The organism is Actinomadura latina NBRC 106108 (assembly GCF_001552195.1).
GTDB classification, from domain to species: Bacteria; Actinomycetota; Actinomycetes; order Streptosporangiales; family Streptosporangiaceae; genus Spirillospora; species Spirillospora latina.
The window spans coordinates 64,521-91,503 of sequence record NZ_BCQS01000007.1; the positions used below are offsets into that span (position 1 = coordinate 64,521).

22 protein-coding genes are annotated in these 26,983 nt (G+C 72.1%); 13 read left to right on the forward strand and 9 right to left on the reverse strand.

The window, feature by feature from the left end; translation table 11 throughout:
* The first annotated feature begins 21 nt into the window (after positions 1-21).
* From AL2_RS12395 to AL2_RS12405, 3 genes are all read left to right on the forward strand, one after another.
* On the forward strand, positions 22-3,372 hold the full coding sequence (locus AL2_RS12395) for an ATP-dependent helicase (protein WP_067633255.1): 3,351 nt from the start codon (positions 22-24) through the stop codon (positions 3,370-3,372).
* 94 nt (positions 3,373-3,466) lie between these two features.
* On the forward strand, positions 3,467-4,246 hold the full coding sequence (locus AL2_RS12400; protein WP_067633256.1) for a class I SAM-dependent methyltransferase: 780 nt from the start codon (positions 3,467-3,469) through the stop codon (positions 4,244-4,246).
* A gap of 54 nt (positions 4,247-4,300) precedes the next feature.
* Positions 4,301-4,606, forward strand: coding sequence for a hypothetical protein (locus AL2_RS12405; RefSeq protein ID WP_067633258.1), 306 nt, complete (start codon positions 4,301-4,303; stop codon positions 4,604-4,606).
* A gap of 51 nt (positions 4,607-4,657) precedes the next feature.
* Here AL2_RS12405 and AL2_RS12410 read toward each other — a convergent pair whose 3' ends face one another.
* Entirely contained in the window at positions 4,658-6,085 is a 1,428-nt protein-coding gene (locus AL2_RS12410) for an AMP-binding protein (RefSeq protein ID WP_245666583.1), read from the reverse strand.
* An 853-nt stretch (positions 6,086-6,938) separates the two neighbouring features.
* Between AL2_RS12410 and AL2_RS12415 the strand changes: the two genes are divergently transcribed.
* Positions 6,939-8,003 (forward strand): DUF222 domain-containing protein, encoded by a 1,065-nt coding sequence (locus AL2_RS12415; RefSeq protein ID WP_083946448.1) that lies wholly within the window; start codon positions 6,939-6,941, stop codon positions 8,001-8,003.
* A 26-nt stretch (positions 8,004-8,029) separates the two neighbouring features.
* The gene (locus AL2_RS12420) at positions 8,030-8,674 is read left to right on the forward strand and encodes a maleylpyruvate isomerase N-terminal domain-containing protein (RefSeq protein ID WP_067633262.1); all 645 of its coding nucleotides are present in this window, start codon (positions 8,030-8,032) and stop codon (positions 8,672-8,674) included.
* 92 nt (positions 8,675-8,766) lie between these two features.
* Here AL2_RS12420 and AL2_RS12425 read toward each other — a convergent pair whose 3' ends face one another.
* Entirely contained in the window at positions 8,767-9,321 is a 555-nt protein-coding gene (locus AL2_RS12425; RefSeq protein ID WP_067633264.1) for a dihydrofolate reductase family protein, read from the reverse strand.
* Between the two features lie 86 nt (positions 9,322-9,407).
* Here AL2_RS12425 and AL2_RS12430 point away from each other — a divergent pair, with 86 nt between their 5' ends.
* On the forward strand, positions 9,408-10,298 hold the full coding sequence (locus AL2_RS12430) for a maleylpyruvate isomerase family mycothiol-dependent enzyme (RefSeq protein WP_245666585.1): 891 nt from the start codon (positions 9,408-9,410) through the stop codon (positions 10,296-10,298).
* Here AL2_RS12430 and AL2_RS12435 read toward each other — a convergent pair.
* From AL2_RS12435 to AL2_RS12450, 4 genes are read right to left on the reverse strand one after another with little or no spacing between them, the layout of a single operon-like run.
* A complete protein-coding gene (locus AL2_RS12435; RefSeq protein WP_067633268.1) occupies positions 10,290-11,366 on the reverse strand; it encodes an alanine racemase in 1,077 nt (358 codons plus the stop codon). The two genes, AL2_RS12430 and AL2_RS12435, sit on opposite strands and share 9 nt — an antisense overlap.
* Complete coding sequence (locus AL2_RS12440; protein ID WP_067633270.1) at positions 11,363-12,973, reverse strand: IucA/IucC family protein; 1,611 nt, start codon at positions 12,971-12,973, stop codon at positions 11,363-11,365. Before AL2_RS12440 ends, AL2_RS12435 begins: the two co-directional genes overlap by 4 nt.
* Positions 12,964-14,550, reverse strand: coding sequence for an IucA/IucC family protein (locus AL2_RS12445; RefSeq protein WP_067633272.1), 1,587 nt, complete (start codon positions 14,548-14,550; stop codon positions 12,964-12,966). Before AL2_RS12445 ends, AL2_RS12440 begins: the two co-directional genes overlap by 10 nt.
* Positions 14,547-15,722, reverse strand: coding sequence for an ATP-grasp domain-containing protein (locus AL2_RS12450; protein ID WP_067633274.1), 1,176 nt, complete (start codon positions 15,720-15,722; stop codon positions 14,547-14,549). Before AL2_RS12450 ends, AL2_RS12445 begins: the two co-directional genes overlap by 4 nt.
* Before the next feature lie 235 nt (positions 15,723-15,957).
* On the opposite strand from AL2_RS12450, the gene AL2_RS12455 reads away from it, so the two are divergent.
* Complete coding sequence (locus AL2_RS12455) at positions 15,958-16,503, forward strand: HD domain-containing protein (protein WP_245666587.1); 546 nt, start codon at positions 15,958-15,960, stop codon at positions 16,501-16,503.
* Here AL2_RS12455 and AL2_RS12460 read toward each other — a convergent pair.
* Positions 16,493-16,768 carry a DUF4031 domain-containing protein gene (locus AL2_RS12460; RefSeq protein WP_067633276.1) on the reverse strand — a complete coding sequence of 92 codons (276 nt, stop codon included), beginning with the start codon at positions 16,766-16,768 and terminating at the stop codon, positions 16,493-16,495. The two genes, AL2_RS12455 and AL2_RS12460, sit on opposite strands and share 11 nt — an antisense overlap.
* Positions 16,769-16,874: 106 nt before the next feature.
* Between AL2_RS12460 and AL2_RS12465 the strand changes: the two genes are divergently transcribed.
* The gene (locus AL2_RS12465) at positions 16,875-18,266 is read left to right on the forward strand and encodes a dipeptidase (RefSeq protein WP_067633278.1); all 1,392 of its coding nucleotides are present in this window, start codon (positions 16,875-16,877) and stop codon (positions 18,264-18,266) included.
* 22 nt (positions 18,267-18,288) lie between these two features.
* Positions 18,289-19,197 carry an NAD(+) diphosphatase gene (nudC, locus tag AL2_RS12470; RefSeq protein ID WP_067633280.1) on the forward strand — a complete coding sequence of 303 codons (909 nt, stop codon included), beginning with the start codon at positions 18,289-18,291 and terminating at the stop codon, positions 19,195-19,197.
* An 85-nt stretch (positions 19,198-19,282) separates the two neighbouring features.
* On the opposite strand, the gene AL2_RS12475 is transcribed toward nudC, so the two are convergent.
* Positions 19,283-19,573 carry a mycoredoxin gene (locus tag AL2_RS12475; RefSeq protein ID WP_067633738.1) on the reverse strand — a complete coding sequence of 97 codons (291 nt, stop codon included), beginning with the start codon at positions 19,571-19,573 and terminating at the stop codon, positions 19,283-19,285.
* Positions 19,574-19,710: 137 nt separating this feature from the next.
* On the opposite strand from AL2_RS12475, the gene AL2_RS12480 reads away from it, so the two are divergent.
* The 3 genes from AL2_RS12480 to AL2_RS12490 all read left to right on the forward strand — a co-directional run bounded on the left by AL2_RS12480 (position 19,711) and on the right by AL2_RS12490 (position 23,427).
* Positions 19,711-21,777 carry an ATP-dependent DNA helicase UvrD2 gene (locus tag AL2_RS12480; RefSeq protein WP_067633282.1) on the forward strand — a complete coding sequence of 689 codons (2,067 nt, stop codon included), beginning with the start codon at positions 19,711-19,713 and terminating at the stop codon, positions 21,775-21,777.
* Between the two features lie 131 nt (positions 21,778-21,908).
* Complete coding sequence (gene tesB / locus AL2_RS12485) at positions 21,909-22,781, forward strand: acyl-CoA thioesterase II (protein ID WP_067633284.1); 873 nt, start codon at positions 21,909-21,911, stop codon at positions 22,779-22,781.
* Between the two features lie 40 nt (positions 22,782-22,821).
* The gene (locus AL2_RS12490) at positions 22,822-23,427 is read left to right on the forward strand and encodes a response regulator transcription factor (protein ID WP_067633286.1); all 606 of its coding nucleotides are present in this window, start codon (positions 22,822-22,824) and stop codon (positions 23,425-23,427) included.
* Here AL2_RS12490 and AL2_RS12495 read toward each other — a convergent pair.
* A complete protein-coding gene (locus tag AL2_RS12495; protein WP_067633288.1) occupies positions 23,353-25,572 on the reverse strand; it encodes a sensor histidine kinase in 2,220 nt (739 codons plus the stop codon). The two genes, AL2_RS12490 and AL2_RS12495, sit on opposite strands and share 75 nt — an antisense overlap.
* 138 nt (positions 25,573-25,710) lie before the next feature.
* Here AL2_RS12495 and AL2_RS12500 point away from each other — a divergent pair, with 138 nt between their 5' ends.
* Positions 25,711-26,874, forward strand: a complete 1,164-nt coding sequence (locus AL2_RS12500; protein WP_067633290.1) for an epoxide hydrolase family protein — start codon at positions 25,711-25,713, stop codon at positions 26,872-26,874.
* Positions 26,875-26,983 lie beyond the last annotated feature (109 nt).

Consider the following 26,983-nt stretch of genomic DNA (forward strand, 5'->3'; position numbering starts at 1 on the left):
GACTAGCTCGGGGGGAGCGAGGTGATCACGCCGGGAGAGCTGGCCCGGCTGCTGGAGATCCCGGAGCCCACGGAGGAGCAGGCCCGGGTGATCGAGGCGCCGATGGCGCCGATGGCGGTGATCGCGGGCGCCGGGTCCGGGAAGAGCGAGACGATGGCCGCACGGGTGGTGTGGCTGGTCGCGAACGGCTTCGTCCGGCCGGAGCGCGTCCTCGGGCTGACGTTCACCCGCAAGGCCGCCGCCGAGCTCGGCGTGCGCGTGCGCAAACGGCTCGGCAAGCTCCGCGAGGTCCTGCCGGGGGACGAGCTCGAGCGGCTCGGCGGCGAGTCCCTGTTCGACGGCGAGCCCATGGTGTCGACGTACCACTCGTACGCGGCGCGGCTCTTCGGTGACCACGCCTTGCGCGAGGCCCTCGAACCGACCATGCGGCTGATCTCACCGGCCGTCGCCTGGCAGATCTGCTCGCGGGTCGTCGACGCCTACAACGGGCCCATGGACCGCATCGACTGGCAGCCCGACACCGTCACCAAGGCCGTCATGGAACTCTCCGGTGACCTGGCGGAGCATCTGCGGACCGCCGAGGACGTCCGCAAGGTCGGCAGCTGGCTGGACGAGCGGCTCGCCGCAGTGAAGAAGCCGCTCAAGGCGCAGCGCGAGATCCTCGCCAAGCACGCCGTCCGCGAGCAGCTCATGCCGCTGATCGACGCGTACGGGCGGGCCAAGGCCGACCGGGAGGTCATCGACCACGGCGACCAGATGGCGCTCGCCGCGCGGATCGCCTACAAGCATCCCGAAGTCGGGATGATCGAACGGTCCCGGTTCTCCGTCGTCCTGCTGGACGAGTACCAGGACACGAGCCAGGCGCAGCTCGTCCTGCTGCGGTCGCTGTTCGCGGGCGGGCATCCGGTGACGGCGGTCGGCGACCCGTGCCAGTCGATCTACGGGTGGCGCGGCGCGAGCGCCGGGAACCTGCTGCGGTTCGCCCACGACTTCCCGCGCCGGCCCGGGGACGACGGGGAACGGCCGGTGCCGGCGCCCGTCGTCCAGCTGAGCCGGTCGTTCCGCAACGGGGAGCAGATCCTGGAGGCGGCGGCCAAGGTGCAGGAGGAACTGCGCGCCGAGACGAAGGCCGTGCCGCGCCTCATTCCCGGCGCGGGACGCGAAGGGCGCGGACGCGTCGAATGCGCCCTCTTCCCCACGGTCGAGGACGAGGCCGACCGCATCGCCGCGCGCATCGCGGGCCTCATGGCCGCCGACCCCGGGACCGCGCCCGACGGCGGCCCGCAGGCGGAACCGCTCCGGTACTCCGACGTCGCCGTCCTCGCCCGGAAGCGGTCGCAGTTCCCGCTGATCAGGCGGGCGCTGGAGGCGCGCGGCATCCCCGTCGAGGTGGTCGGGCTCGGCGGTCTCCTCACCGTCCCCGAGGTGCAGGACGTCGTCGCCACGCTGCGGGTCATGCACGACCCGACCGCCGGCGCGTCCCTCGCCCGCGTGCTCACCGGGCCGCGCTGGCGCCTCGGGCCCCGCGACCTCGTCGCGCTCGGCCGCCGTGCCCGCACCCTGGCCCAGGAGTCCGCCCGCGACGTCACCCCGCCCGAGGGCGCGCCCGAACACGTCGCGGACGAGGCCGAGCCGGCCGACGACCCGCTGCGGCAGCTCGTCGGGGAGCTGAACCAGGAGACCGGGAGCCTGGTCGACGCCCTCGACGACCTCGGCCCGCCGGCCGCGTACTCGCCGGAGGGATACGGGCGGCTGCGGCGCCTCCGCGACGAGCTGCGCGGCCTCCGGAGCCAGGCCGGGCTGCCGCTGCCCGACCTCGTGACCGAGGTCGAGCGGGCGCTCGGCCTCGACATCGAGGTCGCCGCGCGGTCCGGGCTCGACCCCGTCACCGCCCGCGCCGACCTCGACGCCTTCATCGACGCCGCCGCCACCTTCGCCGGCGACGCCGAAGACCCGACGCTCGGCGCGTTCCTCGCCTACCTGAAGGCCGCCGAGACCGAGGAGTTCGGGTTGGAGGCCGGACGCGTCGGCGAGACCGACAGCGTCAAGCTCCTCACCGTCCACGCGTCCAAGGGGCTGGAGTGGCCCGTGGTCGTCGTGCCGGGCCTGTCGTACACGCCGCAGAAGAACGGCGGCCCCGCCAAGGGCTCGATCTTCCCGTCGCCGCCGCAGAACGCCACCCGCTGGACGGCGAACCCGCGCGTCCTGCCGTTCATGCTGCGCGGCGACCGCGCCGACCTGCCCGCGCTGACCGGGCTGGAGAAGGACGACCTCGCCGCGTTCGACCAGGCGTGCGCCGAACGCGACCTGCGGGAGGAGCGGCGGCTCGCCTACGTCGCCGTCACCCGCGCGTCCGCCCTGCTCATCACCACCGGCTACTGGTGGGGGTCGTCGGGGCGCCCGCTCGGCCCGTCGCCGTTCCTGGAGGAGGTGCGCGCGGTCTGCGGCACCGGCGCCGGGTCCGTCCCCGTATGGACCGACCCGCCGGCGGAGGGCACCGCGAACCCGCTGCTCGCCGACCCCGACGAGGCGCAGTGGCCCGCCGCGCCCGGCGAACGCGGCCACTCCGGCATCACCGCCCGCGAACGCTACGAGGCGGTCCTCGCGGGCGCCCGCATGGTCGAGGACGAGATGGCCGGGCGGACGCGGCACTGGGCCGGCGACACCGGGCTGTCCGACGCCGACCGGTCCCGCATGACCGCGTGGGCGCGCGACGTCGAACTGCTGCTCGCCGAACGCGACCGGGGCCGCTCCGGCGACGGCCTGCTCGTCGAACTGCCCGCGCACCTGTCGGTGTCGTCCCTCGTCTCGCTCGCCCGCGACCCGGCGGCGCTGGCCCGGCAGATCCGCCGTCCCATGCCGCGCCCGCCCGCGCCCTACGCGCGGCGCGGGACCGCGTTCCACGCCTGGCTGGAGGGCCGCTGGGGGCAGCAGCGCCTCCTCGACCCCGACGAGCTGCCCGGCGCCGCCGACGAGGGCGCCGCCGACGACTCCCATCTCGAACGGCTGCGGTCCCGTTTCGAGGAGTCGGAGTGGGCGGCGCGCGAACCGCTCGACATCGAGGTGCCGTTCGAGACCATCATCGGCGACCGGCTGATCAGGGGCCGGATGGACGCCGTGTTCCGGTCGCCGGGCGGCGGATACGAGGTCGTCGACTGGAAGACGGGTTCGCCGCCGTCCGGGGAGGAGGCGCGGTTCGTCTCGGTGCAGCTCGCCGCGTACCGGCTGGCGTGGGCGGAGCTGACCGGGCTGGACGTCGCGCAGGTCAGCGCGGCGTTCCACTACGTCAGCGCCAACGTCACCGTCCGCCCGGCCGATCTGCTGGACGCGGCCGGGCTCGCCGCGCTGCTGGACGCCGTCCCCGCGGTGTGATCCGTCCCCGGATCGGCGTGATGAGTCTCACTCACCCCTGTTCACCGTGCACGGATTCGGGGATGATCCGGGCAACCATGCGAGGGAGGCGACGGTGACGGTGACCCACGACGAGAAAGTCGTACAGGAGTTCTCGAAGCAGGCGGCTGGATTCGCGGACCCGAGGCTGAACGTCGCGTTCACCCGCCACCTGGACCGGCTCGTCCACTTCATGGACCCCGAGCTCGACCTTGAGGACGTCGTGCTGGAGGTCGCGGCGGGCACCGGCCTCGTGTCCCGCGCGATCGCCCACCGCGTCCGGCACGTGACCGCACTCGACCTCACGCCCGCGATGCTCGCCGAAGGCAAGCGCGACGCCGACCACGCGGGCCTCATGAACGTCACCTTCACGCGCGGCGACGCCACCGCGCTGCCGTACGTCGACCGGTCGTTCACGCTCGTCGTCACCCGTTTCTCGCTGCACCAGGTCGCCGACCCCGGGGCCGTGGTGAAGGAGATGGTCCGGGTCAGCCGGCCCGGCGCCGCGCTGATCATCGCCGACCTGATCCGCCCGGGCGGCCTGGACGGCGACGCCGACCGCATCGAACGCCTCCGCGACCCCTCGCACGGCACCATGCTCACCGAGTCGCAGATCGCGGACCTCGTCACGGCGGCGGGCGCGGAGGTCAAGCGCGCCGAGCAGTTCGACTACGTCCGCCCGCTCGACCCGTGGCTGGAGTTCTCCCAGACGCCGTCCGGCGACGCCGCGCGGATCAGGCGGGAGCTGGAGGAGGAGCTCGCGGGCGGGCCGGCGACCGGCATGCGTCCGAGCATGGTCGACGGCGTCCTGCACTTCACGCACTCGTACCTGTTCCAGCAGGCGATCGCCGGGTAACGTTTTCGACCAGACGTTCGACGTGGATCGCTCATATGTTCTATGTTGTCGAACATGGGTTCCAACACCGTGCGGTCCCTCGACCGCGAGCCCGCCGCGCTGGCGATGCGCATCGGAGTCGTCGCCGCCGAGGCCGCCCTCGCCACCTTCGCCCGCAACCTCGACCTCGACGACCTGGAGGACGGCGTCGACTTCCAGGGCGCCATCGGCCCCGCCGAATGGCCGGTGTTCTCGCTGGTCATCGACACCCTCGCCGAGGCCGGCCCGGGCGACCGCCGCTCCCTGGACGAACGCCGCGCCGATGCCCTCAACGACCTCGCCCGCATCTGCATGGCCGCCAAGACCCGGGGCGCCGCCTGATCATGACCGGGCGCGTCCGGGACCGTGCGGCCTTGGCCCCGGGCGCCGCCCTCAACCGGGCAGCGCCCCCGCCTTGACCTTGCCCGTGCTGGTGCGCGGCAACTCCCGGACGAACCGGATCTCACGCGGCACCTTGTACCGGGCCAGGTGCTCCTTCACGTAGGCCTTCAGATCATCTTCGCCGACCGCGGAGCCCGGCGCCCGCACGACGTGGGCCGCGAGCCGCTGGCCGAACTCCTCGTCGTCCACGCCGGACACCGAGACGTCCGCGACGTCCGGATGCCCGCCGAGCAGGTTCTCGACCTCGCCGGGGAACACGTTCTCCCCGCCGGACACGATCATGTCGTCGGCGCGTCCGTCGATGAACAACCGTCCCGCCTCGTCGAGATGACCGAGGTCGCCGGTGCCCGTCAGGCCGTCCAGTATCCGCTTGCCGCCGCCCCCGGTGTATCCGGCGAACCGCAGGCCGCCGCCGGTGTAGATCTCCCCGGTCTCGCCCCGCGGCACCTCGCGCCCGTCCTCATCGAGGATCTTGAGGGTGATCCGCAGGGACGGCTTCCCGGCGGTGCCGGGCGCGCTCCGCAGGTCGTCCGGCGTGGCGATGGTCGCCCAGCCCGTCTCCGTCGCCCCGTACACGTTGACGAGGACGTCGCCGAACGCGTCCATGAACGCCTCCGACAAGTGAGGAGGAAGCGCCGAGCCGCCGGACACGACCACGCGCAAACTCGGCGTCTCCGGTTTGCCGTCCACGTCCAGGATGCGCTGCAGCATCATCGGAACCGCGACCAGTGCCTCCGCCTCGCAGTCCGCGATGGCCTGCAGCGTCTCCCGCGCACCGAACTTCCGGGACAGGACGAGCGGCATCCCCATCCCGAGACCGACCGTCATATAGGCGAAGCCGAGGATGTGGAACAGCGGCGGCGCTATCGCGATCGGCGCCCCGGACCGGACGGGCACGCGCATGGCATGGGTGAGCGCGGCCGGCAACAGCGCCGAAAGCGACATGTCGTGCCGCGCGCCCTTCGGCGTGCCGGTGGTGCCGGACGTCATCACGATCACGTCGCTGGCCCGGGCGGACTTGATCGGTTCCGGCTCGGTGGCCCTGATGAGCGAGTCGAGCGTGCCCGAATCGCCCCAGGCGACCACACGTTGTCCGTGGAAGCCCGACTCGTCCACTGTCGCGCCGAACTCCTCGTCGTGGACGAGCAACTCGATCCCCTCGCGCTCCGCGACCTGGCCGAGTTGAGTCCCCGAGAAATCGGTATTGAGCAGGACGACGTCATTGCCCAGCCGGGACGCCGCGAGAACCGCCTCCACGAACCCCCGGTGGTTGCGGCACAGAACACCGACTCGTCCGTCCTCAATCCTCTGCCTCAGGGCAGTGGCCAGCGCCGCTGAACGCTGCTCAAGCTCCGCGTACGAGAGCGCCCCGCGCTCGTCGACCAGCGCCGTGCGCCCGGGGAACCGCAGCGCCGACATAGCCCCGACCGTCGCCGGAACAGCCCCGAACCGCACATAAGGAAACAGCAACCGCGCAGCCCGATCCGGACGTATCGGCTGCATGACCCCCACATCCCGCACGCCCCGCCCCGCCCGGACTCCCAACCGCACGGCCCACCGCACCCGCTCGAGCACCGTCTCTCCTCCGTCGCCCACGATCCAGCGAACAAGGCCATACCCGGCATCTCCCCAGATACTGACCACCCCGCTCTCTTCGCTCTCCTCGCTCTCCCTGGGGCGCGCCTCGCGCGCGCTGAGCAGTGCGCTCTGGTTGTGGCGATAGATCTTCCCCTCGCTGCCGCAGTACGTGATGCGGGTTGGCGGCTACGGTCTCCGTCTCGGACGCTTTCGTTTCCTGGGGAGATTGTGAAAGAAGACCTGGCGCGCATGCTCGGGACGTGTGCGTGGCTGAGGTCTCCCTTTTGCCGGTTCAAGTTTGGCTCCGCCAGGTGGACGGCTGAGGTGGCCTCCCGAAGGCGGTCGCGCCCGTTTACGTTTCCGCCGGTTGCTGTCACGTTGGTTGCGGTAGTCGGCGGGGCAATGTGTTTATGGTGTCTGCTTGGCGTGTGGCCCTCTACCTTCCGCGCTACGCGCGGCAGCGGCAGCATATGAGGTCTCTGTGAAGGCGGTCGGTTAACTGTGATCGGCACACTGACCTCAGCCTCTACGGGTCGTCGGGCGACTGCTTTGGGGTGGGCGTTCTTTTGGTGGTTAATACTGGAAGGTTTTTGGTGACATGAATGTGTGGTGTCCAGAATGTCCGCCAGTATTGTGGGGACGCTGCCGTATGATTGGGTGGAGAGGTTGAGATGGGGGGTGCAAAACCGTGTCGATGGTTGCCGACGTTGTTGAGATTGCCGGCGGGCAGCTTGAATGGGGAGATCGGGAGTGGTTTCCGCCTGGTCCGCAACTGGCGATCTGCTTGTCCGGCGGAAAAGAGCGGCTGACCGATCTGACCGACGGCGAACTCCTTCAGGTCGCGGCCGCCGCACGTCGCCAGACCTCCTGGGCGCAGGCCCGGGAACTGGCCGCCATTGCCGAACTCTCGCGTCGCCGCAGCGAGGCGGAGGCCGATGGCGACCCTGACCATCGCTTCCTGTCGGCGCACGAGTCGGTGACCGAGGAGATCGCCGCCGCGCTGACCGTCACGGGCAACGCCGCCGCCACCCTGGTCCATCTGGCCGAACGCCTCACCGGTCCCCTGGCCGCCACCGGGCGGGCCCTCGAAACCGGGCAGATCGACATGGCGAAAGCTCGCGTCGTCTGCGACGCCGCCGACAACCTGCCGGACGAGGTCGCCGAGCGACTTCAAACCGCTGCCCTGGACAAAGCGTCCGGCCAGACCACCGGCCAGCTCCGCCGCCGGATCAGGCGGATCGTGCATCGGCTGGCCCCGGCCGCCGCCGAGCAACGCAAGCGCGAAGCCGTGCGCCACCGGCGGCTGGAGGTGTGGGACACCCCGTCCGGGACGACCGACTTGGCCCTGTGCGATCTGGCCCCCGAAGACGCCCACGCGATCTACAACAAGATCAGCGCCGCCGCCCACGGACTGAAGCTGGACGGCGACGCCCGGCCCCTGCCTCAGATCCGCGCCGACCTCGCAACCCTCCTCCTCCACGGAACCGAACTGCCCGCCGCCGTTCGCGCCCTCCTCGATCGATCAGGTGAGGGCAGCGCACCCGGCGGCGTCGGACTCCAGGACACGGAGGTTCCGCGTTCCGACGAGCCTGGCGTTGCCGCCGGGGACGCGGCGGGAGCGGTCGACGCCGGCCGAGCCGCTGAGGAGGCTCTTGCCCGGTCGTTCGCGCGCATGGTGGGGCAGAAGATCTGGCCAGGCCTCCTCCTGTGGACCACCCCGTCCGGAGGCTGGCACATCGTCCGGCCCGATCGGCGGTGAGCCGTCGCCTGGACTAGCGTCGAGGCATGCCCACCTCAGCCGATGCCGTGAGCGCCGACGACCTGGAGCTGGCCGTTCAGCTCGCCATCTCCGTCCTCAGGACGGCACCGCCGGACACCTGGGACGCCAAGGCCGGATCCCTCGAATGGACCTGCTGGGAAACCGTCGAACACCTCAGTGACGACCTCTTCGCCTACGCCGCCCAACTCGGCCCGAAGACACCGCCGGTGGACGACACGGTGCCGTTCGTATGGGAAAGCCGCCGCCCGTCCGGCCCGGCGAACGTCATCCACGCGAACCCCGAGGCCGGGCCGGACGGGCTCCTGCAAGTACTCGACGCATGCGGCGGGCTCCTGGTCGCCATGGTTCGCACCACTTCCCCTGACGTCCGCGCCCACCACGTCTTCGGCGTGGCGGACGCCGAAGGCTTCGCCGCCATGGGCATCGCGGAAACCCTCGTCCACACCCACGACCTGGCAGAAGGCCTCGGCCTCCCGTGGGACCCGCCCGCCGGCCTGTGCTCCCGAGTACTCGGACGCCTGTTCCCCGACGCACCGCCCGACACCGCCCCCTGGCCGGCCCTCCTGTGGGTCACCGGCCGCACGGACCTCCCCGGACGCCCCCGCCCGACCAGCTGGCGCTGGCACGCCTCACCGCAGCCGCCGAACTAGCCCTCCATGAACGTCTTGGCCGCGTGGACGGTCGGCGTCCCAGCGTGCGGGCAGTGCGACCGGGTACAGGCAGGGTGCTTCAGGCGGTGCGGTCAGTCGCCGACCTGGTAGTCGAGGAGCACCAGGCGGTCGTCCAGGACGGTGGTGCCGGTCAGGGTCAGGTCGGTGGCGGGGAGGTCGGCGAAGACGGGGCCCTCTCCCTCCACGCCGTGGATCATCGGGAAGAGCATCACGCGGGCCCGGTCCACGAGGCCGTGCTGGAACAGGCTGCGCACCAGCGAGGCGCTGCCGATGGTGCGCATGGGGAGGCCGTCCGCCAGGGCCTTCAGTTCGGGGACGGACTTCTCGATCGGTTCGTCGATGATCGTGGTGTTGGCCCAAGTCAGCGGCGGCTTGAGCGTCCCGGAGAAGACGATCTTGGGAAGTTCGGCCATCCGAGGGAAGGACGGGGCGTCGCCGCTCGCGACGACCTCCGACATCTGCCGGTACGTCGTCGCGCCCATGAGCATGACGTGGTCTTCGGCGAGTTGCGCGTTGATCCAGCCGGACAACCCCGGCCCGTCGTAGCCCCAGTACGCGACCGGACGCGGGCCGCCGCCGCCGTACCCGTCAACGGTGCTGAACACGTCGACTCTCAGTTCGCGCATGATTCTCCTTGCCGCTGCAGTCGTGACGGTGTTCCCTGTGTGGACCTCGGTGACCGCGCTGACTCATCGGTCGTATCGTCGGTTCGGTGATCAGCAGCGACGAAGGGATGCCGGGCCTGGGCCCGCCGATCGACGTCCGGCCATTGTTCGCCGAGCAGCAGGCCGCCTTCATCGGCCTGCTGCGCGGGCTGGACGCCGATGAGTGGGCGCGACCCACCGTCTGCCCGGGATGGGACGTCAAGGACGTGGCCGCTCATGTACTGGGCGACCACGTGGGACGGCTTTCCAGACACCGCGACGAGTTCCCCGGGGTGGGGCCTCGGACGGGCGAGCCGTTCCCCGTTTTCCTTGACCGCATCAATGCCGAGTGGGTCACCGCGGCCCGGCGCATCAGTCCGGCGATGCTCGTCGCGCTGCTGGTGGACGTCGGTGAGCAGGTCGTGGCGTTCTGGCAGGACGTCGACATGGAAGCGCTGGGCGGTTCTGTCAGCTGGGCCGGTCCAGAAGCGCATCCCGTGTGGCTGGACGCCGCACGCGACTTCAGCGAGTACTGGACGCACCAGCAGCAGATCTGTGACGCCACCGGCCGCGACGGGCTGACGGCCCCGCGCTATCTCGGCCCCGTCCTGGACACGTTCATGCGGGCGCTGCCGCACACGATGCGGGACGTGCGGGCGGACGAGGGCGCCGTTCTTCAGGTCGTGATCCAGGGATTCGGCGGCTGGGCCTGTGCCCGTGCGGCCGGGCGCTGGAATCTGCGACGGGAGATCGTTCCTCGGCCCGTCTCCGTGGTCGAACTCGATGCGGACACGGCGTGGCGGCTGTGCACCCGCGGCATCACACCGCAGGACGCGGGTGAACGGGCATCGATACAGGGCGACAGGACGCTTGCCGAGGCGGCGCTTCACATCGTTTCCATCATCCACTCGGGAGTCGGCGGTGAGGCCCGCCGAGCGGAAGAGCCCGGGTCAGCGTAGGTAGTGGAAGGCCGGCTTGGGGTGCATGAGGAAATCGTGGTGGGAGATGTTCCAGGCGTAGGCGCCTGCCATGGCGAAGGCGATCACGTCGCCGGGGGCCAAGGGCGGAACGGGGACGTCGCGGGCGAAGACGTCCTTCGGGGTGCATAGCTGGCCGACGAGGGTGGCGGGGGATTCCGGGCCCGTGGCGGTGAGGACCTGGAAGGGCTGGTCGTGGCCTTTCGTCACCGGGGTTCTGAGGTGGTGGGTTCCGCCGCGGAGGACGACGTAGGTTTCGCCTCGCGTCGTTTTCACGTCGAGGACGTCGGTGACATACCAGCCGTGGTAGGCGGTCAAGGCGCGGCCGGGTTCTATGCGGACTCTGGCCGGGACGGACGTTAGGCCCGAGCCGTAGACCTGCCAGTCGAAGAGGGTTTCCGGGGACGCGTAGTCGACGGCCATACCGCCGCCCACGTTCAGTTCGGGGCTTTCGACGCCTCGGGTTTCCAGCCAGGGGAGCGCCCAATCGGCTATCCGGTTGGCCAGGTCGAGCATGGTGGGGGCGTCCAGGCCGGAGGCCAGGTGGGCGTGGATGCCGCGAAGGGTGAGGTGCCGGTTGCCGGTCAGGAATCGGGCGCATTCGTTCAGCGCGTCCTCGTCCATGCCGAAGGGGCCGCTCATGGTCAGGGCGGCATTGGGGGTGGTCAGTGGGAGGTTCGCCCGGAGGAGGATGTCGGCCGGGCCCAAGGCGGCCAGCTTCCTCAGTTCGTTTGGGCTCTCCACGTGGATCCGGTGCGCGCTGAGCGATAGGCGCAGTTCTTCACGGGTCTTGCCGGGGCCGCCGAAAGCCAGGGGTTTGCCGGGCAGGGTTTCTCGGACGTGGGTCAGTTCGCCGCCCGACGAGACCTCTATGCCGTCCACGTGGGGCGCCAGGGTGCGGAGTATTTCGGCGTCCGGATTCGCCTTGGCGGCGTAGAACAGTTCCGTGGAGCCGAGGGCCGCGCGGATGGCCCTGATGTGGTCTTCCAGGCCCCGCAGGTCGTAGATGTAGGCCGGGTACGTGCCGAGGCTCAGGGCGAGTTCGTTCATAGCGGCCGGGGCGCGGCGAGCGGGTTGGGGGCCGGGACGTAGGCGGCTCCTCGGTCGGCCGTGCGGGACCAGCGGGTGCGCAGGTTCGCCTTGGCGGGCAAGGGGACTCCGGCCAAGAGCGCCCTGATCTGAGGGTGATGGTCGTGAGCGGCGAAGTGCTTTCTCGCGTCCTGCCAAAGCGTCCGTTCAAGGTGCGGGTGCAGGTCGGCTACGGCGGCGGCTATTTCGGTGAGGTGGTTGACCAGGAGGCAGTAGACGACGCGGTTCCAGCCTTGGTCGGGTGCGTACGTGAGGCTGTCCACCACGTGCGGCGGGAGGTGCGTCAGGTCCCAGTGGCCGGCGGTCAGTTTGGTGCCTTCCAGGTCGCGGAACGCGGCGTGGATGGGCATGCCCGCCGGATCAACGCAGACGAGCACGTTCTGGAGATGCGGCTCTAGGACGACGCCGTGGTCCAGGTAGGCGCGGAGTACGGGCGGCGCCACTTTCTCCACGTAGGCGTCCCACCATGCCTGGGCGCTCTCCGGTGCCGCCAGGGCGGGCAGGTCCGCGAGGAACGTGCCGTAGGGGTCGGTGAGGGCGCCTGCCAGGAGTGGCGTACCGGGAAGGCCCCTGACTCCCTGGCGCAGGATCACGCCTAGACCCTCGTACAGGCGCCGGTCGGCGAGTGTGACGCTGCGGTAGGCGGGCTCTGAGAGGAACGTCGCGTTCAGCTTCTCGAAGAGGGGCGGCAGGAGTTCGTTGAGGACTACCGCGCCCGTCAGTTCGTACCAGGCGTTCTTGCGCACGCAGTTGGTGATGCGCACGTCCAGGCTGAACTTGCAGAACCCGTCCGCGTCAGGCAGGTAGGCCGTCCGGACGGACGACGTCGGTATCGCCTCGATGTCGGACGGGCCGAGGTCGACTAGGAGGCCGTCGACCAGGGCCTGCCGCAGGACGCGGTTGTCCGCGAGCAGGGAGAACTGCCATGGGTGGACGGGGAGCAGCTTCCGGCCGGACGGGGCGGCGGGCCCGTAGGACGACAGGGCTGTGAACGCGTCCGGGTCTCCCTCTTCGGCGATGAGGTCTTCCGGGACGGCCAGCCAGTGCGGGCGGAAACGAGCTCTCGTCTCAGGTGCGTACTGGAGCCAGTCGCTGGGTGCCCCCTGGCGAGACTTCGGGGACGGGTGGAAGCGGTGCCCTGCGACGAGAGCCTGTTCTGAGGCGATGTACCTGTCGTCGGAGGGTTCGCCTCTGGCGGCGAGGATGGCGGCCAGAGCCGTGTGGCTGTCGTCCACCTGTGTGAGGAACTCGGGATTGGGACGGCCGGTCGACAGTTCCAGTTCGCCCGCGACCAGGTTCGCCAGCCTGTCCCAGGAAGCCGGGATCCAGTCGTCCTCGCGGCGCTCCTCGTAGGGCGGCGTCAGGCGGTAGGTGGCGCCGACCGGGGGCCGGGACAGGCCCGTGCGCAACACGACGCCGGCGCGGGGGAGGCGGGCGACGAGGCGGTCGCCGTCCGGCCATACCTGCTGCTCGGGCGCGCAGACCTCCCGGATGAGGCAGTTGAGCAGCGCGGTCGCGGTGGCGTCGCCGGCCGTCACGGCCGATCCGGGCAGTCCTGTCAGCAGCACGTCGCGTCCCGTAGGTAGTTGGGCCCTGGCGGGCCGTAGTGCTTGTTGATGTCGGCGGCGCCGGTCCTGGCCTTGCCGACGAGGGTCCCGGCGGTGACCATGGCCTTGCCCGGCAGCGTGTCGGCGTCGAGGGTGCGCGAGCGCAGGAACGCGTCGTCCGGGCCGAGCGCGGCGTCGAGCCGCTCGCGGATCATCGTGCGGGCCGTGCGCCACGGCAGCAGGCCGCGTTCCGCCAGGCCGACGGCGAGCGCGGCGGCGCACAGGTGCAGCGTGATGGTGACGAACACGCGGGCGAGCGCGTCGGGGTCGGCGGTCGCCATCCGGCGGTCGATGAGGTCGCGCGGGTCGGTGCCCGGGGACGGTGCGACACGCTCCCTGAACCGGTCGGGGTCGATCAGAGCGCCGTCGTTGTCCTTGATGAGGAGACGGGGCGGAGACACGTCGTCGAGGACGAGGGCGACGTTCTGCTGATGTGCCTCTAGCGCGATGCCGTAGCGGAACAGCGTGACGTTCCAGGAGAGGAGTGCCGACAGGTAGGTGCCGAACAGTTCTTCTACGTCCCAGCGGTCGATGACATGGCCGCCATCTGGAGCGTCCGCGAGTAAGGCCGCCACCGGGACGACGTGCGCGCGCGCCGTCTCCGGCGGGAAGCGCCGTACCAGGTAGGCCAGGAGCGGGTCGTTGGCGTGGCCGTAGGTCTGCTCATCGGCGAGAAGCACGGGAAGCCCCGGCTCCCGCTGAAGCACCTGGCGCAGGATGCGTTCGACCAGGGCGCCGTCCGGGAGGGTGCCGGGCATGATGGTGCGCCGGTTGCGGAGGCCGAGCGTGCTGGTCGGCAGCGGCATCTTCACGTGCGCCAGCGGCACGTCGCCGGTCAGGACGGCCACGGTGCGCATCGACAGCGTCGGGCCGACTCGCAGGAAGGATTCCGGGGCCAGGGCCACGCCGGGTTGCTCGCGCACTTGCCGTACCGCTAACGGATGGACGGGGAAGAGCGCCGAACCCGAATCCAGTCCCACGTCGGACGGCACCGGCCACCACTCCGGCAGCGCGCCGGCGAGCACCGGGTCCGGGACCGAGGCCCACCGCAGCGGGAACGACGGCGCGAACTCGGGCGCGTAGCGGCTCAGATCGGCCATGGAGAGGCCGGCGCGACACCGCCCGGCCGGGTGCACCGGATGGTCGTTGTAGGCCGCCAGCGTCTCGTAGAACGTCCCGGGGCCGGTTCGCTGTTCGTCCGGGATGCGCGCCAGCCGCCGGTGCACGGCCGGGCGGGCGTCGTCGTGGAGCTTGGCGGTGGCGAGCGCGTCCAGGCATTCCCGCTCGAAGGCCGCCGTGTCGTCGCGCGGATCGGCCACCGTGCGGACGGCTTGGAACACGTCACTCAGCTTGAGGTCCTGCCCAGGGTCCACGACGAGTTCGGCGAGGAACACCGGGCGTGCTTGCAATAAGCGCACGGAACGGCCCGGCAGTTCCAACGTCCTGCCGCGGACGAAGCGACGTATGCCTCCGTAGTCCTCGCGCAGCAACGCGTCCAGGACACGGGCGGCCAGCGGCGCCTCGGTATCGGCGGTCACGTGATGGTCCAGTCGTGGGCCGCACGGAAGCGCGCCAGGGCGGCGTTGACCTCGTCCGGGCCGGGGCCTATAGCGCGCACCGTGCCCAAGTAGTCGCGGTTCGTGCGAGTCACCGCGACCGGGTCTCCTACTGCGCGCTGTGGGCGGTAGTAGAGCTGCACCGGGCCGTCGTCCAGCCGCAGTGGGCCGGGCGCCGAGGTCAGCGTGCCGGAGCGGTCGGCGATGACCGGCTCTGCGATGGCGTGCCGCGGACGTGGCACCCGCCGCCCCGGCAGCGGTTCCCCAAGATGGAGTCGCAGAATCTGCTCGAACAGCGGGATGCCCAGTAGGTCGGCCAAGAGGAAGTCACAGTGGTCGCCGATCAACCGGTAGTTGACCTCGATGATGCGGGCGCGGCCCTCGTGGACGACGAACTCGGTGTGGCACGCACCGAACCCGATCCCCAGCTCCTCCAGCTGGCGCAGAACCTGCGGGGTCTCTGGGGGCGGGTCGGTCCACTCAAGGCGCTCCTCCACGAAGAACGGCGGCGGTGACAGGGACGTACGGAACGAACCCAGCACGCGCAGCTCGCGCCCATCGCCGAGAGTCTCCAGCGTGTGAAGGCGCCCCGGCAGGTACTCCTCGGCCACCAGCGGATCGTCCCGTCGGGCGGCGATCTCGCCGACCCGGGTGGCCAGCTCCACGGCGTCTTGGACGAGGAACACGTCCTCGCTGGCCACGCCCTCACGCGGCTTCAGGACGAGCGGATACGGCGCGTCCGCCGGTACCCGGCGCGCGTCCGCCGAGAAGACGGGGTCGATGGCCGCGAGGTGCCGGCGCATGAGCGCCTTGTTCTTCGCACGCGTCGCCGCACGCCAGTCCTTGCCCGGCAGCCCGAAATACGCGGCCGCCAGCGCGGCGGGCGCCTGCAGGAAGTCGCTGTTGGAGAAGATGGCGGCGGGCTCAGCGCCGGCGCCACCGGTGACGTGGGCGGCGTGGGCGACGATGTCCCGGAAGTCGGAGACGTCGCACTCGACCACCGGCCCGCCGAACGCGTGCGGGCCGCACCGGTAGAGCTCGGGACGGTCGGTGAGCAGCGTCACGTCGAGGCCCAGGCGCGCGGCGGCGGGCAGGAACCCGTGCGTCACCGAGTCGGTCGCCTTCCCGGCGACCAGGTGGACAGAGGCGGCCACGATCGGCCCTTCCAGCTCGGGCGTTTCCAGCTCGGGCGGTAGTGAGGTCAGCGGTAGTGAGGTAAGCCTTGCCTAACTCTTAGTGATCACCATAGTGGCGGGGCGGCACGGCGCACGCAAGAACGGCGGCACCGCGTGTCCCGGCCGCGGCGGCATCCGCCAGGATGGGGTCATGGATCTTGTCGACCGGTGGGTCGCGCTGACAGGGCCTCATATCCGGCATATCGGGACTGAGTTGGACGAGCGCTACGGCGAGCCGCACCGCCGCTACCACACCCGGGCGCACCTGACCGCCGTCCTCGACCTCGTGGACGAGCTGGCGGGGCACGCCGCCGACCCCGACGCCGTCCGGCTCGCCGCCTGGTTCCACGACGCCGTCTACGACCCCGAGCGCGCCGACAACGAGGAGCGCAGCGCCCGCCTCGCCGCCCGCATGCTCGCCGACACCGACCTCGCGCCCGCCGACGTCCAGGAGGTCGTCCGGCTGGTGGAGCTGACCGCCACGCACGCACCGGACGAGGACGACCGCAACGGCCAGGTCCTGTGCGACGCGGACCTCGCCATCCTCGGCGCGGACCCCGTCGAGTACGCCGCCTACGCCGCCGCCGTCCGGGAGGAGTACGCGTTCGTCCCCGACGAGTTCTTCAACGCCGGACGGGCCGAAGTGCTCAACGGCCTGCTGGCGCTCCCCAAGCTCTTCCACACGCCCGCCGCCCGCGAACGGTTCGAAGAGCGCGCGCGCAACAACGTCCGCACAGAGTTGATGCTGCTCAGCGCATGACGCGCGGGTGGTACTCCTTGCGCCGACGCAGGCCCGCCCTGGTGAGCCGCAAGAGCAGCTCTTGGCAGCCCACCGCCCGGGCCCCCTGCAGCACGGCCGCCTCATAAAGCTCGGACGGGACGTCGTAGTGGTCGCGTTCGAACGCCCTGGGTGGCATCCCCAGTTCGGCGGCGAACGCGTGCAGTTCCTCGTACGAAACGTCGCTCACCATGTGCGACCAGACACGGCCGCGCGCGGGCCACAGCGGCGGATCTATGAGGATCAAAGCTGCTTCCCCTAACAGTGCGTTGACACCGATGTAAGCTCGCGGCGGTATGGCCTGCGAAGACCGGTGCAGGTGCAACGGTACGACAACACACATGCAAAGGGGCATGCGGGTGAACGACCTAGCCGGGTACATCCAGGCCGAACGGGACCGGTTCGTCGCCGACCTCAAGGAGTGGCTGGCGATCCCGTCCATCTCCGGGGACCCCGCCCACGCCGCCGACGTGCGGGCGTCGGCCGACTGGCTCGTCGCCCACCTGCGCAAACAGGGCTTCCCCACCGTCGAGACCTGGGAGACGGGCGGCTTGCCCGCCGTCTTCGCCGAATGGCCCGCCGAGGACCCGGACGCGCCCGCCGTCGTCGTCTACGGCCACCACGACGTCCAGCCGGTCGAGCCGCTGGAGGAGTGGGAGACCGCGCCGTTCGAGCCCGTCGAGCGGGGCGACCGGCTCATCGGGCGCGGCACGTCCGACGACAAGGGGCAGATCTTCTTCCACACGCTCGGCATCCGCGCGCTGCTCGCCGCGTCCGGGCGGCAGGCCCCGCCCGTGACCGTCAAGCTGCTGGTGGAGGGCGAGGAGGAGTCGGGGTCGGTGCACTTCGCCGACCTGCTCCGCACCCACCGCGACCGCCTCGCCTGCGACGCCGTCGTCATCAGCGACACCACGATGTGGGCGGCGGACGTCCCGTCCATGTGCACCGGTATGCGCGGGCTCACCGAGGCCGAGGTCACGCTGCGCGGCCCGTCCACCGACCTGCATTCCGGCTCGTTCGGCGGCGCCGTCCCGAACCCGCTGCAGGCGATGGCCGTGCTGCTCGCCGCCCTGCACGACGCCGACGGGCGCGTCACCCTCCCCGGCTTCTACGACGACGTCGTCCCGCTGACGGACGAGGAGCGCGAACTGTTCGCGCGCCTCCCGTTCGACGAGGACGAGTGGCTCCGCACCGCCGGCGACAGCCGCGCCGCGCAGGGCGAGAAGGGCTACACCACCCTCGAACGCATCTGGGCGCGCCCGACCGCCGAGATCAACGGCATGTGGGGCGGGCACACCGGGCCCGGCGGCAAGACGATCGTCCCGCGCGACGCGCACGCCAAGATCTCGTTCCGGCTCGTCGCCGGCCAGGACCCCGCCAAGGTCCAGGAGTCGTTCAAGGCGTGGGTCGCCGAGCACGTCCCGCCCGGCGTGGACGCCGAGGTCCGCACCCCGGGCGGCGGCGTCCGGCCGTGCTTCTCGCCCATCGACTCGCCCGGCGTCGCCGCCGCGCGGCGCGCCATGGAGCGGGCGTTCGGCACCGAGGTGCTGTTCACCCGCGAGGGCGGCAGCGGCCCCGAAGCCGACCTCGCCGACGTCCTGGACGCGCCGCTGATCTTCGTCGCGGTCGGGCTGAACGGCGACCGCATCCACGCCCCCAACGAGAAGGTCGAGATCCCGCTGCTGCTCAAGGGCGCCGAGGCCGCCGCGCACCTGTGGGAAGAACTCGCCACCGCGCTGCGCTGACACACCCGGAGAGGAGCCCCCTGTGACAGAGAGCCTTGAGTGGCTCGCGCTCGCGCGCGGCACGCTCGACCGGGTCGCGCTGAACCGCAAGGACGACGCCTGGCTGGACGCCGCCTGGACCGATCCGAGGACGCGGGTCCTCGTCGTCCAGGACGGAAGGGCGCTCGTGACCCACGAGCCGGACCCCGCGCTCGTCCTGCTCCCGCCCGACCGGGCGCCGGACGGCGAGCGCTGGCTGCTCGGCGCGGACGACGACGGCACCGTCTACTTCGGCGTGTCCGGCCGGCTTCCCGCCATCGAGGGTGCGGAGACGGCCGGGCTGCGCCGCGTCGGCGCCCTCCTCGGCGACCGGGACTCCGGGCTGCTCACCCACGCCGTCGCGCTGGAGCACTGGCACAACACCAACCGGTACTGCCCGCGCTGCGGCACCGAGACCGGGGTGTCGTCGGCCGGGCACGTGCGCGTCTGCCCGAAGGACGGCTCGCAGCACTTCCCGCGCGTCGACCCCGCCGTGATCATGCTGGTGACGGACGAGGCCGACCGCGTCCTGCTCGCCCGCGGCCCGCAATGGCCCGCCGACCGCCGCTCGATCCTCGCCGGGTTCGTCGAACCGGGCGAATCGCTCGAACAGGCCGTCGCGCGCGAGGTGAAGGAGGAGGTCGGGTTGGCCGTCCGGGACGTCCACTACCTCGGCAGCCAGCCGTGGCCGCTGCCGCAGAGCCTCATGCTCGGCTTCACCGCGCGGGCGGACGGCGACGTCCCGCTGAACCCCGACCCCGAGGAGATCCTGGACGCCGCCTGGTACACCCGCGGCGAACTGCGCGCCGCCATCGACGCGGGCGAGATCGTCGCGCCGGGCCCGCTGTCCATCGCCGCGCAGCTCATCATGCGCTGGTACGGCGGCGAACTCCCCAAGATGCAGCCCTTCTGACCCGCCCGGGCACGCGGGGTTGAGATACGCGGGGTTGAGAAAGGCCCGCCGGCCTGGTGGCCGGCGGGCCTTCTTCACGACGGGCTCAGTGCGTCTTCGCTATCTCCGCCAGGCGGCGCTTGACGTCCTTGGCGCTCGGGTTGGTCACGGCCGTACCGTCGGGGAACAGCACGGTCGGCACCGTCTGGTTTCCGCCGTTGACGCTCATGACGAAGTCGGCGGCCGCCGGGTCGCGCTCGATGTCGACCTCGACCATCTCGATTCCGTCCCGGGCGAGCTGGCTCTTCAGCCGGCGGCAGAACCCGCACCAGGTGGTCGTGTACATGGTGAGCTGGCCGCTCGGGCCCGCGCCATGGGCGGTCGAAGGCGTCGCCATCGCTTCGTCGTCTCCCTCGTTCGTCCGGACGAATTCGTGCCTACGGCAGAACAGCGGGCAGGCCGCGCGCATTCCTTCGTTGTCCACAGGTGGGCGTACCGGCTGAGGCAGGTGGGACGGGCTGCGAGTATGGGGGCATGTTGGCTGAGTCGGTGCTGGCGGGACTCGACCCCGAACAGCGGTCGGTCGCCGAGGCGGTGAAGGGGCCGGTGTGCGTGCTCGCGGGCGCCGGGACGGGCAAGACCAGGGCCATCACGCACCGGATCGCGTACGCGACGCTGACCGGTGTCGTCACGCCGCAGCGGGTGCTCGCCGTGACGTTCACGACGCGGGCGGCGGGGGAGCTGCGGAGCCGGCTGCGGCAGCTGGGCGCGCCCGGCGTCCAGGCCCGGACGTTCCACGCGGCGGCGCTGCGGCAGCTCACCTACTTCTGGCCGCGCGTCGTCGGCGGCGAGCCACCCAAGATCATCGACTCGAAGATCGGCGTCGTCGCGGACGCGGCGCGGGCGTGCCGGCTGTCGTTCGCGCGGACCGAGCTGCGCGACCTCGCGAGCGAGATCGAATGGGCGAAGGTCACCCAGAACCGTCCCGAGGACTACCCCGCCGCCGTCGTCAAGGCCGGCCGGAAGCCGCCCGCCGAGATCGTGGACGTCGCCCGCGTCTACGCGATGTACGAGCAGCTCAGGCGCGAGCGCAACCTGCTCGACTTCGAGGGGATGCTGGAGCTGACCGCGGCCGTCCTCACCGAGCACCGGGAGGTCGCGAACCAGGTCCGCGAGCAGTACCGGTACTTCGTGGTGGACGAGTTCCAGGACGTCAACCCGCTGCAGAAGATGCTCCTCGACACCTGGCTCGGCGACCGCGACGACCTGTGCGTCGTCGGCGACCCCAACCAGACGATCTACTCGTTCACCGGCGCGTCCCCGTCGCATCTGCTCGACTTCACCCGCGAGCATCCGGACGCGAAGGTCGTGAAGCTCGTCCGCGACTACCGGTCGACGCCGCAGGTCGTCCGGCTGGCGAACGGGGTGATCGGGCAGGCGCGGGGCGCGCGGCACCGGCTGGAGCTGCTCGCCCAGCGGGAGAACGGCCCCGAGCCGGTGTTCAACGAGTACGACGACGAGGTCGCCGAGGCCGACGACGCCGCGCGGCAGGCCCGCAAGCTGATCGACGAGGGCGTTCCCGCGCGGGAGATCGCGATCCTGTTCCGGATCAACGCGCAGTCCGAGACGTACGAGTCGGCCCTGGCGGCGGCGGGCGTCCCGTACGTGCTGCGGGGCGCGGAGCGGTTCTTCGAACGGCCCGAGGTGCGCGAGGCGGTGGTCCGGCTGCGCGGCGCGGCGCGGGCGGGCGGCGACGCCGAGACCGACGGCATGGGGCTGATCCAGACCGTCCGGCACGTCCTGTCCGGGGCCGGGTTCTCCGACCTGCCGCCCGAGGGCGCGGGCGCGGCCCGCGCGCGCTGGGAGTCGCTCGCCGCGCTCGCCCAGCTCGCCGAGGACATGGCCGCCGACAACCCGAAGGCCGGGCTCCCCGATTTCGTCGCCGAACTGGAGGAGCGCGCCGCCGCGCAGCACGCGCCGCCGCTGGAGGGCGTCACGCTGGCGTCCCTGCACGCCGCCAAGGGCCTGGAGTGGGACGCGGTGTTCCTCGTCGGGCTGGCCGAGGGCACGCTGCCGATCATCTACGCCAAGACGCCCGCGCAGATCGAGGAGGAGCGCCGCCTGCTGTACGTGGGGGTGACGCGGGCGCGTGTCCATCTGGCGCTCTCGTGGGCGCTGTCGCGTTCGCCCGGCGGGTCGCAGACGCGCCGCCCGTCCCGCTTCCTGGACGGCCTGACGGGCAAGACCACCACGCACACGCCGCCCCGCGCCGACCGTTCCAAGCGCCGCCCCGCCAAGGGCCCGCAGCCGTGCCGGGTCTGCGGACGCCCGCTCACCGCCGCCGTCGAACGCAAGCTCGGCCGCTGCGAGGACTGCCCGTCCGAGCTGAACGAGGAGCTCCTCATCGCGCTGAAGGACTGGCGCGCCCAGGTGGCCGCCGAGCAGAAGATCCCCGCGTACGTCGTGTTCACGGACGCGACCCTCCAGGCGATCGCCGAACACGGCCCCGAGTCCCTGGAGGACCTGGCCCGCATCCCGGGTGTCGGCAAGGTCAAACTCGACCGCTACGGCGACGCCGTCCTGACCCTGTGCGGACACTGAGTCCGGAAAAGATCCCGTCGCCCGGCGGGGCGGGCACCTGGGGAGATCCTGGTCACCCGGCTGATGGCCCGCCCGAGGTGCTGCGGGGGTGAGATCCCGGTCACCGTGGCCGATAGGGAAGACTGACCGCCGTGAAGGAATCGCTGAAGGCCCTGCTGGACCTGCTCGACCTCGAACAGATCGAGACCGACATCTTCCGCGGCCGCAGCCCCGAGGAGCGGCGGCAGCGCGTCTTCGGCGGCCAGGTGGCCGGCCAGGCGCTCGTCGCCGCCGGGCGCACCGTCCCCGCGAACCGGCCCGTCCATTCGCTGCACGCCTACTTCATCCGGCCCGGCGACCCGCTCGTCCCGATCGTCTACACCGTCGACCGGGTCCGGGACGGACGGTCGTTCACGACGCGCCGGGTCATGGCGATCCAGCACGGCAAGGCGATCTTCACGCTGTCGGCGTCGTTCCAGATCGTCGAGGACGGGCCGTCCCACCAGGCCGCGATGCCGGAGGCCCCCGCCCCGGAGACGCTGCCGGACGGCCTGGCGCGCCTCACGCCGGTGTTCGGCGAGGTCGGCGCGCGCGAGTTCGTCACCCGGCGCCCCTTCGACATCCGGCACGCCACGCCGCTGACGTGGGAGGCGGCCAAGGACCCGTCGCTCGCCACCCCCGAGTCGAAGGTGTGGCTGAAAGTGGACGGCGAACTGCCGGACGACCCGCTCCTGCACGTCTGCCTCATGACCTACGCCTCGGACATGACGCTGCTCGACACCGTCCTGCTGAACCACGGCCTGGCCTGGGGCGACAAGCGGACGATGGGCGCCAGCCTCGACCACGCGATGTGGTTCCACCGGCCGTTCCGCGCCGACGACTGGCTGCTGTACTACCAGGACACGCCGTTCGCCGGCGGCGCCCGCGGCCTCGCCCGCGGCCAGGTGTTCACCCGGTCGGGCGAGCTGGTCGTCTCCGTCATGCAGGAGGGCCTCGTCCGGGTCTCGGACGAGCCCAGGCGCTGAACGAGGCACCCCGCCCGCGGGGGATCGAGGGGGCAGGCAGTTGATCAGAGTTCTGCTGGCGGAGGACGTGCGGATCCTGCGGGAGGCGCTGGCCGGGCTCCTCGACCGGGAGGACGACATCGAGGTCGTCGCGCAGGTCGCGGCCGGGAACGCGATCGTCGCCGCCGCGTTGCGCGACGAGCCGGACGTCGCCGTGCTCGACATCGAACTGCCCGGCCTGGACGGCGTCAGCGCGGCGGCGGAACTGGCCCGGCGTCTGCCCGGCTGCCGCACGCTGATCCTGACCGGGGCCGGGCGGCCCGGGACGCTGCGGCGGGCCATGGCGGCCGGGGTCGCCGGGTTCATGGTCAAGGACAGCGCGCCCAGTGAGCTGGTGGACGCCGTCCGCACCGTCGCCGCGGGGGGCCGGGTGGTCGATCCGCAACTCGCCTTCGCCGCGCTCGACGCCCCGGACTGCCCGCTCACCGACCGCGAGTGCGAGGTGCTGCGGCTGACCGCGTCCGGCGCCGAGCCGCCGCAGATCGCCGCCCGGATCGGGCTGTCCTACGGGACCGTCCGCAACTACCTGGCGTCAGCGGTGACCAAGCTGGGGGCACGCAACCGGGTCGACGCCATCCGCATCGCCACCGAGGCGGGCTGGATCTGACGGGCCCGCGTCCGGCACCTCGACGGTCAGGGTGAACCGGCCGGCCGCGTGCTCGACGGCCAGCGCGCCGCCGGCCTCGGCCGCGCGCGAGCGCAGGTTGGCCAGCCCCGTCCCGCCCGCGCCGGGCCGCGTCCTGCCCGCGCCGGAGCGTGTCCCACCAGCGCCGGGCCGCGTCCTGCCCGCGCCGTCGTTGGAGACGCGGAGTCGGGTGGGCGTGATGGTGATCTCGCAGCGCCGGGCCCGCGCGTGCCGGACCACGTTGGTCACCGATTCCCGCAGCACGACGGCGAACAGGACCGCGACGTCTGCCGGCGGTTCCGCCACGGTGACACGGACCCGCGCCCCCGCCGTCGTCAGCAGGTCCCGCGCGCTCTCGACCTCGGCGGCGAGCCGCAGCGGGGCGGGCTCCGCGCCGATCGAGCGGACCGTCGCCAGCGCGGCGCCCGCCAGCCCGGCCAGCCGCGCGGCGTCCGCCGGGCCCGCCGCCATCCCGCCCCTGATGATGATCGCCGACAGCTGCGAGCCGAGCAGGTCGTGCACGTCCCGCGCGATCCGCAGCCGCTCGCGCAGCACCGACGTGCGGACCAGCTCGCGGCGCGCCCCGTCCAGCCGGGCCGCCGCGACGGGCAGCCGGCCCAGCGCGTAGACGGTGATCATGAAGGCGGCCGAGCCGAGCAGGCTGAGGAGCGCCACCACCGGCGGGCGCGGGCCGTACAGCAGCGGGAACGGCACCAGCAGCAGCGCGGCGGCCGCCGCCCACGACCAGGGCGGGCGCACGTTCAGCAGCACCACGCCCGCGACCAGCCCCCCGTACGTCGCGGGCAGCCCGCCGTAGTCCGCCGGCACGAGCGGGCCCGCGACGGCGAACGCCGCCAGGATCAGCACGACCTGGGCCGGCAGCGCCCAGCGGCGCGGCCGGCCCTCGCCGCGCGGCAGCACATGGTAGAGCTGCAGCGCCGCGACGAGCGGCAGCGTGGCCGCCGCCACCGCGAGGCGGGCCGGGTCCACCGCGACGCCGGCGTCCCGCGCCATGACCACGCTGGTCGCGACCGTGCCGAGATGGTCCAGCTCCAGGACCAGGAGGACGGCGAAGGCCAGCCACGGCGCCGCGCTGACCGGGCCGCCCGTCCAGGCATGCGCCCGCGGTATCTCCGCCTCCACGGCGGGGCCGGTGACGAGCCGCCCGCCGAGGTCGGCGACCTCGGCGGACGAGGCCGAGAGCGGTTCCGCGAACGACGGCACGGGACCGGAGAAGGCCACCCGCAGCCGTTCCGGCCCGCCGGCACCGGTGCGGCACTCGATCACGCAGCCGTCCGGGGCGCCGTGCCGCAGGGCCGCCACCACGGTGCGGCGCAGCACCCCCGCCAGCGCCGCGTCGGCCTTCGGCTCCCGCGGGGCGGCCGCGTCCGCCTCGACGTGCACCGGCACGCCGGACGCCGCGAGCACCGCCCGCGCCGCCTCGATCTCGGCGGCCAGCGACCGGTCCCGGTAGTCGTCGGCGACCGAGCGGGCGCGGGCCAGCGCCGCCCGCGCGGCCGCCGTGATCTCGTCCGGGTCGGCGGACGCCGCGGCGGCCGACAGCCGCCGCCCCAGCTCGGCGCGCAGCCCGCGCGCGATCCGCAGCCGCTCCCCGGCGGCGCGCCGGGCGGCCAGCTCGGTGCGGGTGGCCTCCAGCGCGTGGACCAGGTGCCCGAGCCGCGCCAGGGCGAGGAACTGGAGGCCGCCGGTGAGCGTCACCACGGCGGCCCACACGGCGTACCCCGCGCCGGCGTCGGGCAGCCAGACCGTCCTGATCGCGAACTCGGCGGCCACGATGGCCGCGGCGGCCGGCCACCGCAGGCGGGCGGGCGCGGCGAGCAGCAGCACCGACGCCATGAGCAGGGGCGCCGCCGGCCGCCAGGCGTTGCCGAGGACGAGCAGCGGCGCGTACACCAGCACCGCCTGCGCGGCGAGGTTGCCGAGCGAGCCGCTCCAGGCCAGCGCCCGCGCCTGCAGGACGCCGAGGGCGAGCGCCGCGCACGTCCCGGCGAGCAGCGCCGCCGCCCCGGCCCGGTCGCCGGGGGCCGGGCCCACCCACAGCACCAGGACCCGGTACGTCCAGAACAGGACGATCCCGGCGAAGAGCGGCAGGCGGCTGTCGTGCATGGCGGCAATTATGCAGTTCGCAGGGATGTGCACTTTGCATGTCGGGCGCGTGCGGACCGCAGTCCGGCCGGTGCACGGGGCACTACTCCCGCGCGCCGCCGCTCAGCAGACTCGGAGTACCGAACGAGGAGGGCTCCGATGAGCTTCGAGATCACACCTTTCCGCATCGACGTGCCGCAGGCCGACCTGGACGACCTGCGCGACCGCCTGGCCCGCACGCGCTTCGCCGACGAGCTCCCCGAGAGCGAGGTGACCGACGGCGTCCAGAAGGGCCCGGTCCAGCCGGGCTGGGAGTACGGGGTGCCCGTCTCCTTCGTCCGGGACCTGGTGGCCCGCTGGATCGACTTCGACTGGCGCGCCCAGGAGGCGCGGATCAACCAGTTCCCGCAGTACACGACCGAGATCGACGGCCAGCTGATCCACTTCCTGCACGTCCGGTCGCCGGAGCCGGACGCGACCCCGCTGATCCTCACCCACGGCTGGCCGAACACGTTCGTGGAGTACCTGGACCTGATCGGCCCGCTCACCGACCCGGCGGGGCACGGCGGCGACCCGGCGGACGCGTTCCACGTCGTCGTCCCGTCCCTGCCCGGCTTCGGCTTCTCGGCGCGGACCCGGACCAGTGGCTGGGGTTCGGCCCGCACCGCCGACGCCTGGGCCGAGCTGATGGCGCGCCTCGGCTACGACCGCTTCGGCGCGCACGGCAACGACGCCGGCGCGATCGTCAGCCCGTGGCTCGGGCGCCGCCACCCGGACCGGGTGATCGGCGTCCACGTCAACCAGATCTTCTCCTTCCCCGCGGGCGACCCGGCGGAGCTCACCGGGCTCACCCCGGAGGAGGGGCAGTACCTGGAGTTCCTCCAGGGGTTCGTCCAGCACTCCATCCACGACCGGGCCCAGGAGGCGCAGCCGCAGACCCTCGCGCACGCGCTGTCGGACTCCCCGGCCGGCCAGCTGGCCTGGGTCGGCCAGCTCCTGGCCGCCCTGCCCGACCCCGACACGATCCTGACCATCGCCACCATCTACTGGCTGACGAACACGTCGGCGTCCACGGCCCGCTTCTACTACGAGAACCACCACGAGCAGCAGGAGACCGAACCCACCACGTTCCCGATCGGGCTGGCGTCGTTCGCCTACGACTTCCGCCCCCTGCGCCGCTTCGCCGAGCGCGACCACAAGAACATCGTCCACTGGCGCGAGTACGACCGCGGCGGTCACTGGGCCGCCCACGACGCCCCCGACCTGCTGCTGGACGACGTCCGGGAGTTCTTCCGCGGCCTGCGCGACCAGTCGCGGGGGTGACGGGACGGGTTTCCCGGGGAATGGGTGAAGTCACCCACGAAACCGCAGGTCAAAAATATCTTGCTTGATTCGGCGGAATCCCCGTACGCTCGTCGCGAGCAATCAACCG

Coding starts and splice junctions, on each gene's coding strand:
- AL2_RS12405 (WP_067633258.1), top strand. CDS start 4,301: ATGGGTTCCAACACCGTGCGGTCCCTCGACCGCGAGCCCGCCGCGCTG.
- AL2_RS12410 (WP_245666583.1), bottom strand. CDS start 6,085: ATGTCGGCGCTGCGGTTCCCCGGGCGCACGGCGCTGGTCGACGAGCGC.
- AL2_RS12415 (WP_083946448.1), top strand. CDS start 6,939: ATGGTTGCCGACGTTGTTGAGATTGCCGGCGGGCAGCTTGAATGGGGA.
- AL2_RS12420 (WP_067633262.1), top strand. CDS start 8,030: ATGCCCACCTCAGCCGATGCCGTGAGCGCCGACGACCTGGAGCTGGCC.
- AL2_RS12425 (WP_067633264.1), bottom strand. CDS start 9,321: ATGCGCGAACTGAGAGTCGACGTGTTCAGCACCGTTGACGGGTACGGC.
- AL2_RS12435 (WP_067633268.1), bottom strand. CDS start 11,366: ATGAACGAACTCGCCCTGAGCCTCGGCACGTACCCGGCCTACATCTAC.
- AL2_RS12465 (WP_067633278.1), top strand. CDS start 16,875: ATGCGGGTGAACGACCTAGCCGGGTACATCCAGGCCGAACGGGACCGG.
- AL2_RS12475 (WP_067633738.1), bottom strand. CDS start 19,573: ATGGCGACGCCTTCGACCGCCCATGGCGCGGGCCCGAGCGGCCAGCTC.
- AL2_RS12480 (WP_067633282.1), top strand. CDS start 19,711: ATGTTGGCTGAGTCGGTGCTGGCGGGACTCGACCCCGAACAGCGGTCG.
- AL2_RS12495 (WP_067633288.1), bottom strand. CDS start 25,572: ATGCACGACAGCCGCCTGCCGCTCTTCGCCGGGATCGTCCTGTTCTGG.
- AL2_RS12500 (WP_067633290.1), top strand. CDS start 25,711: ATGAGCTTCGAGATCACACCTTTCCGCATCGACGTGCCGCAGGCCGAC.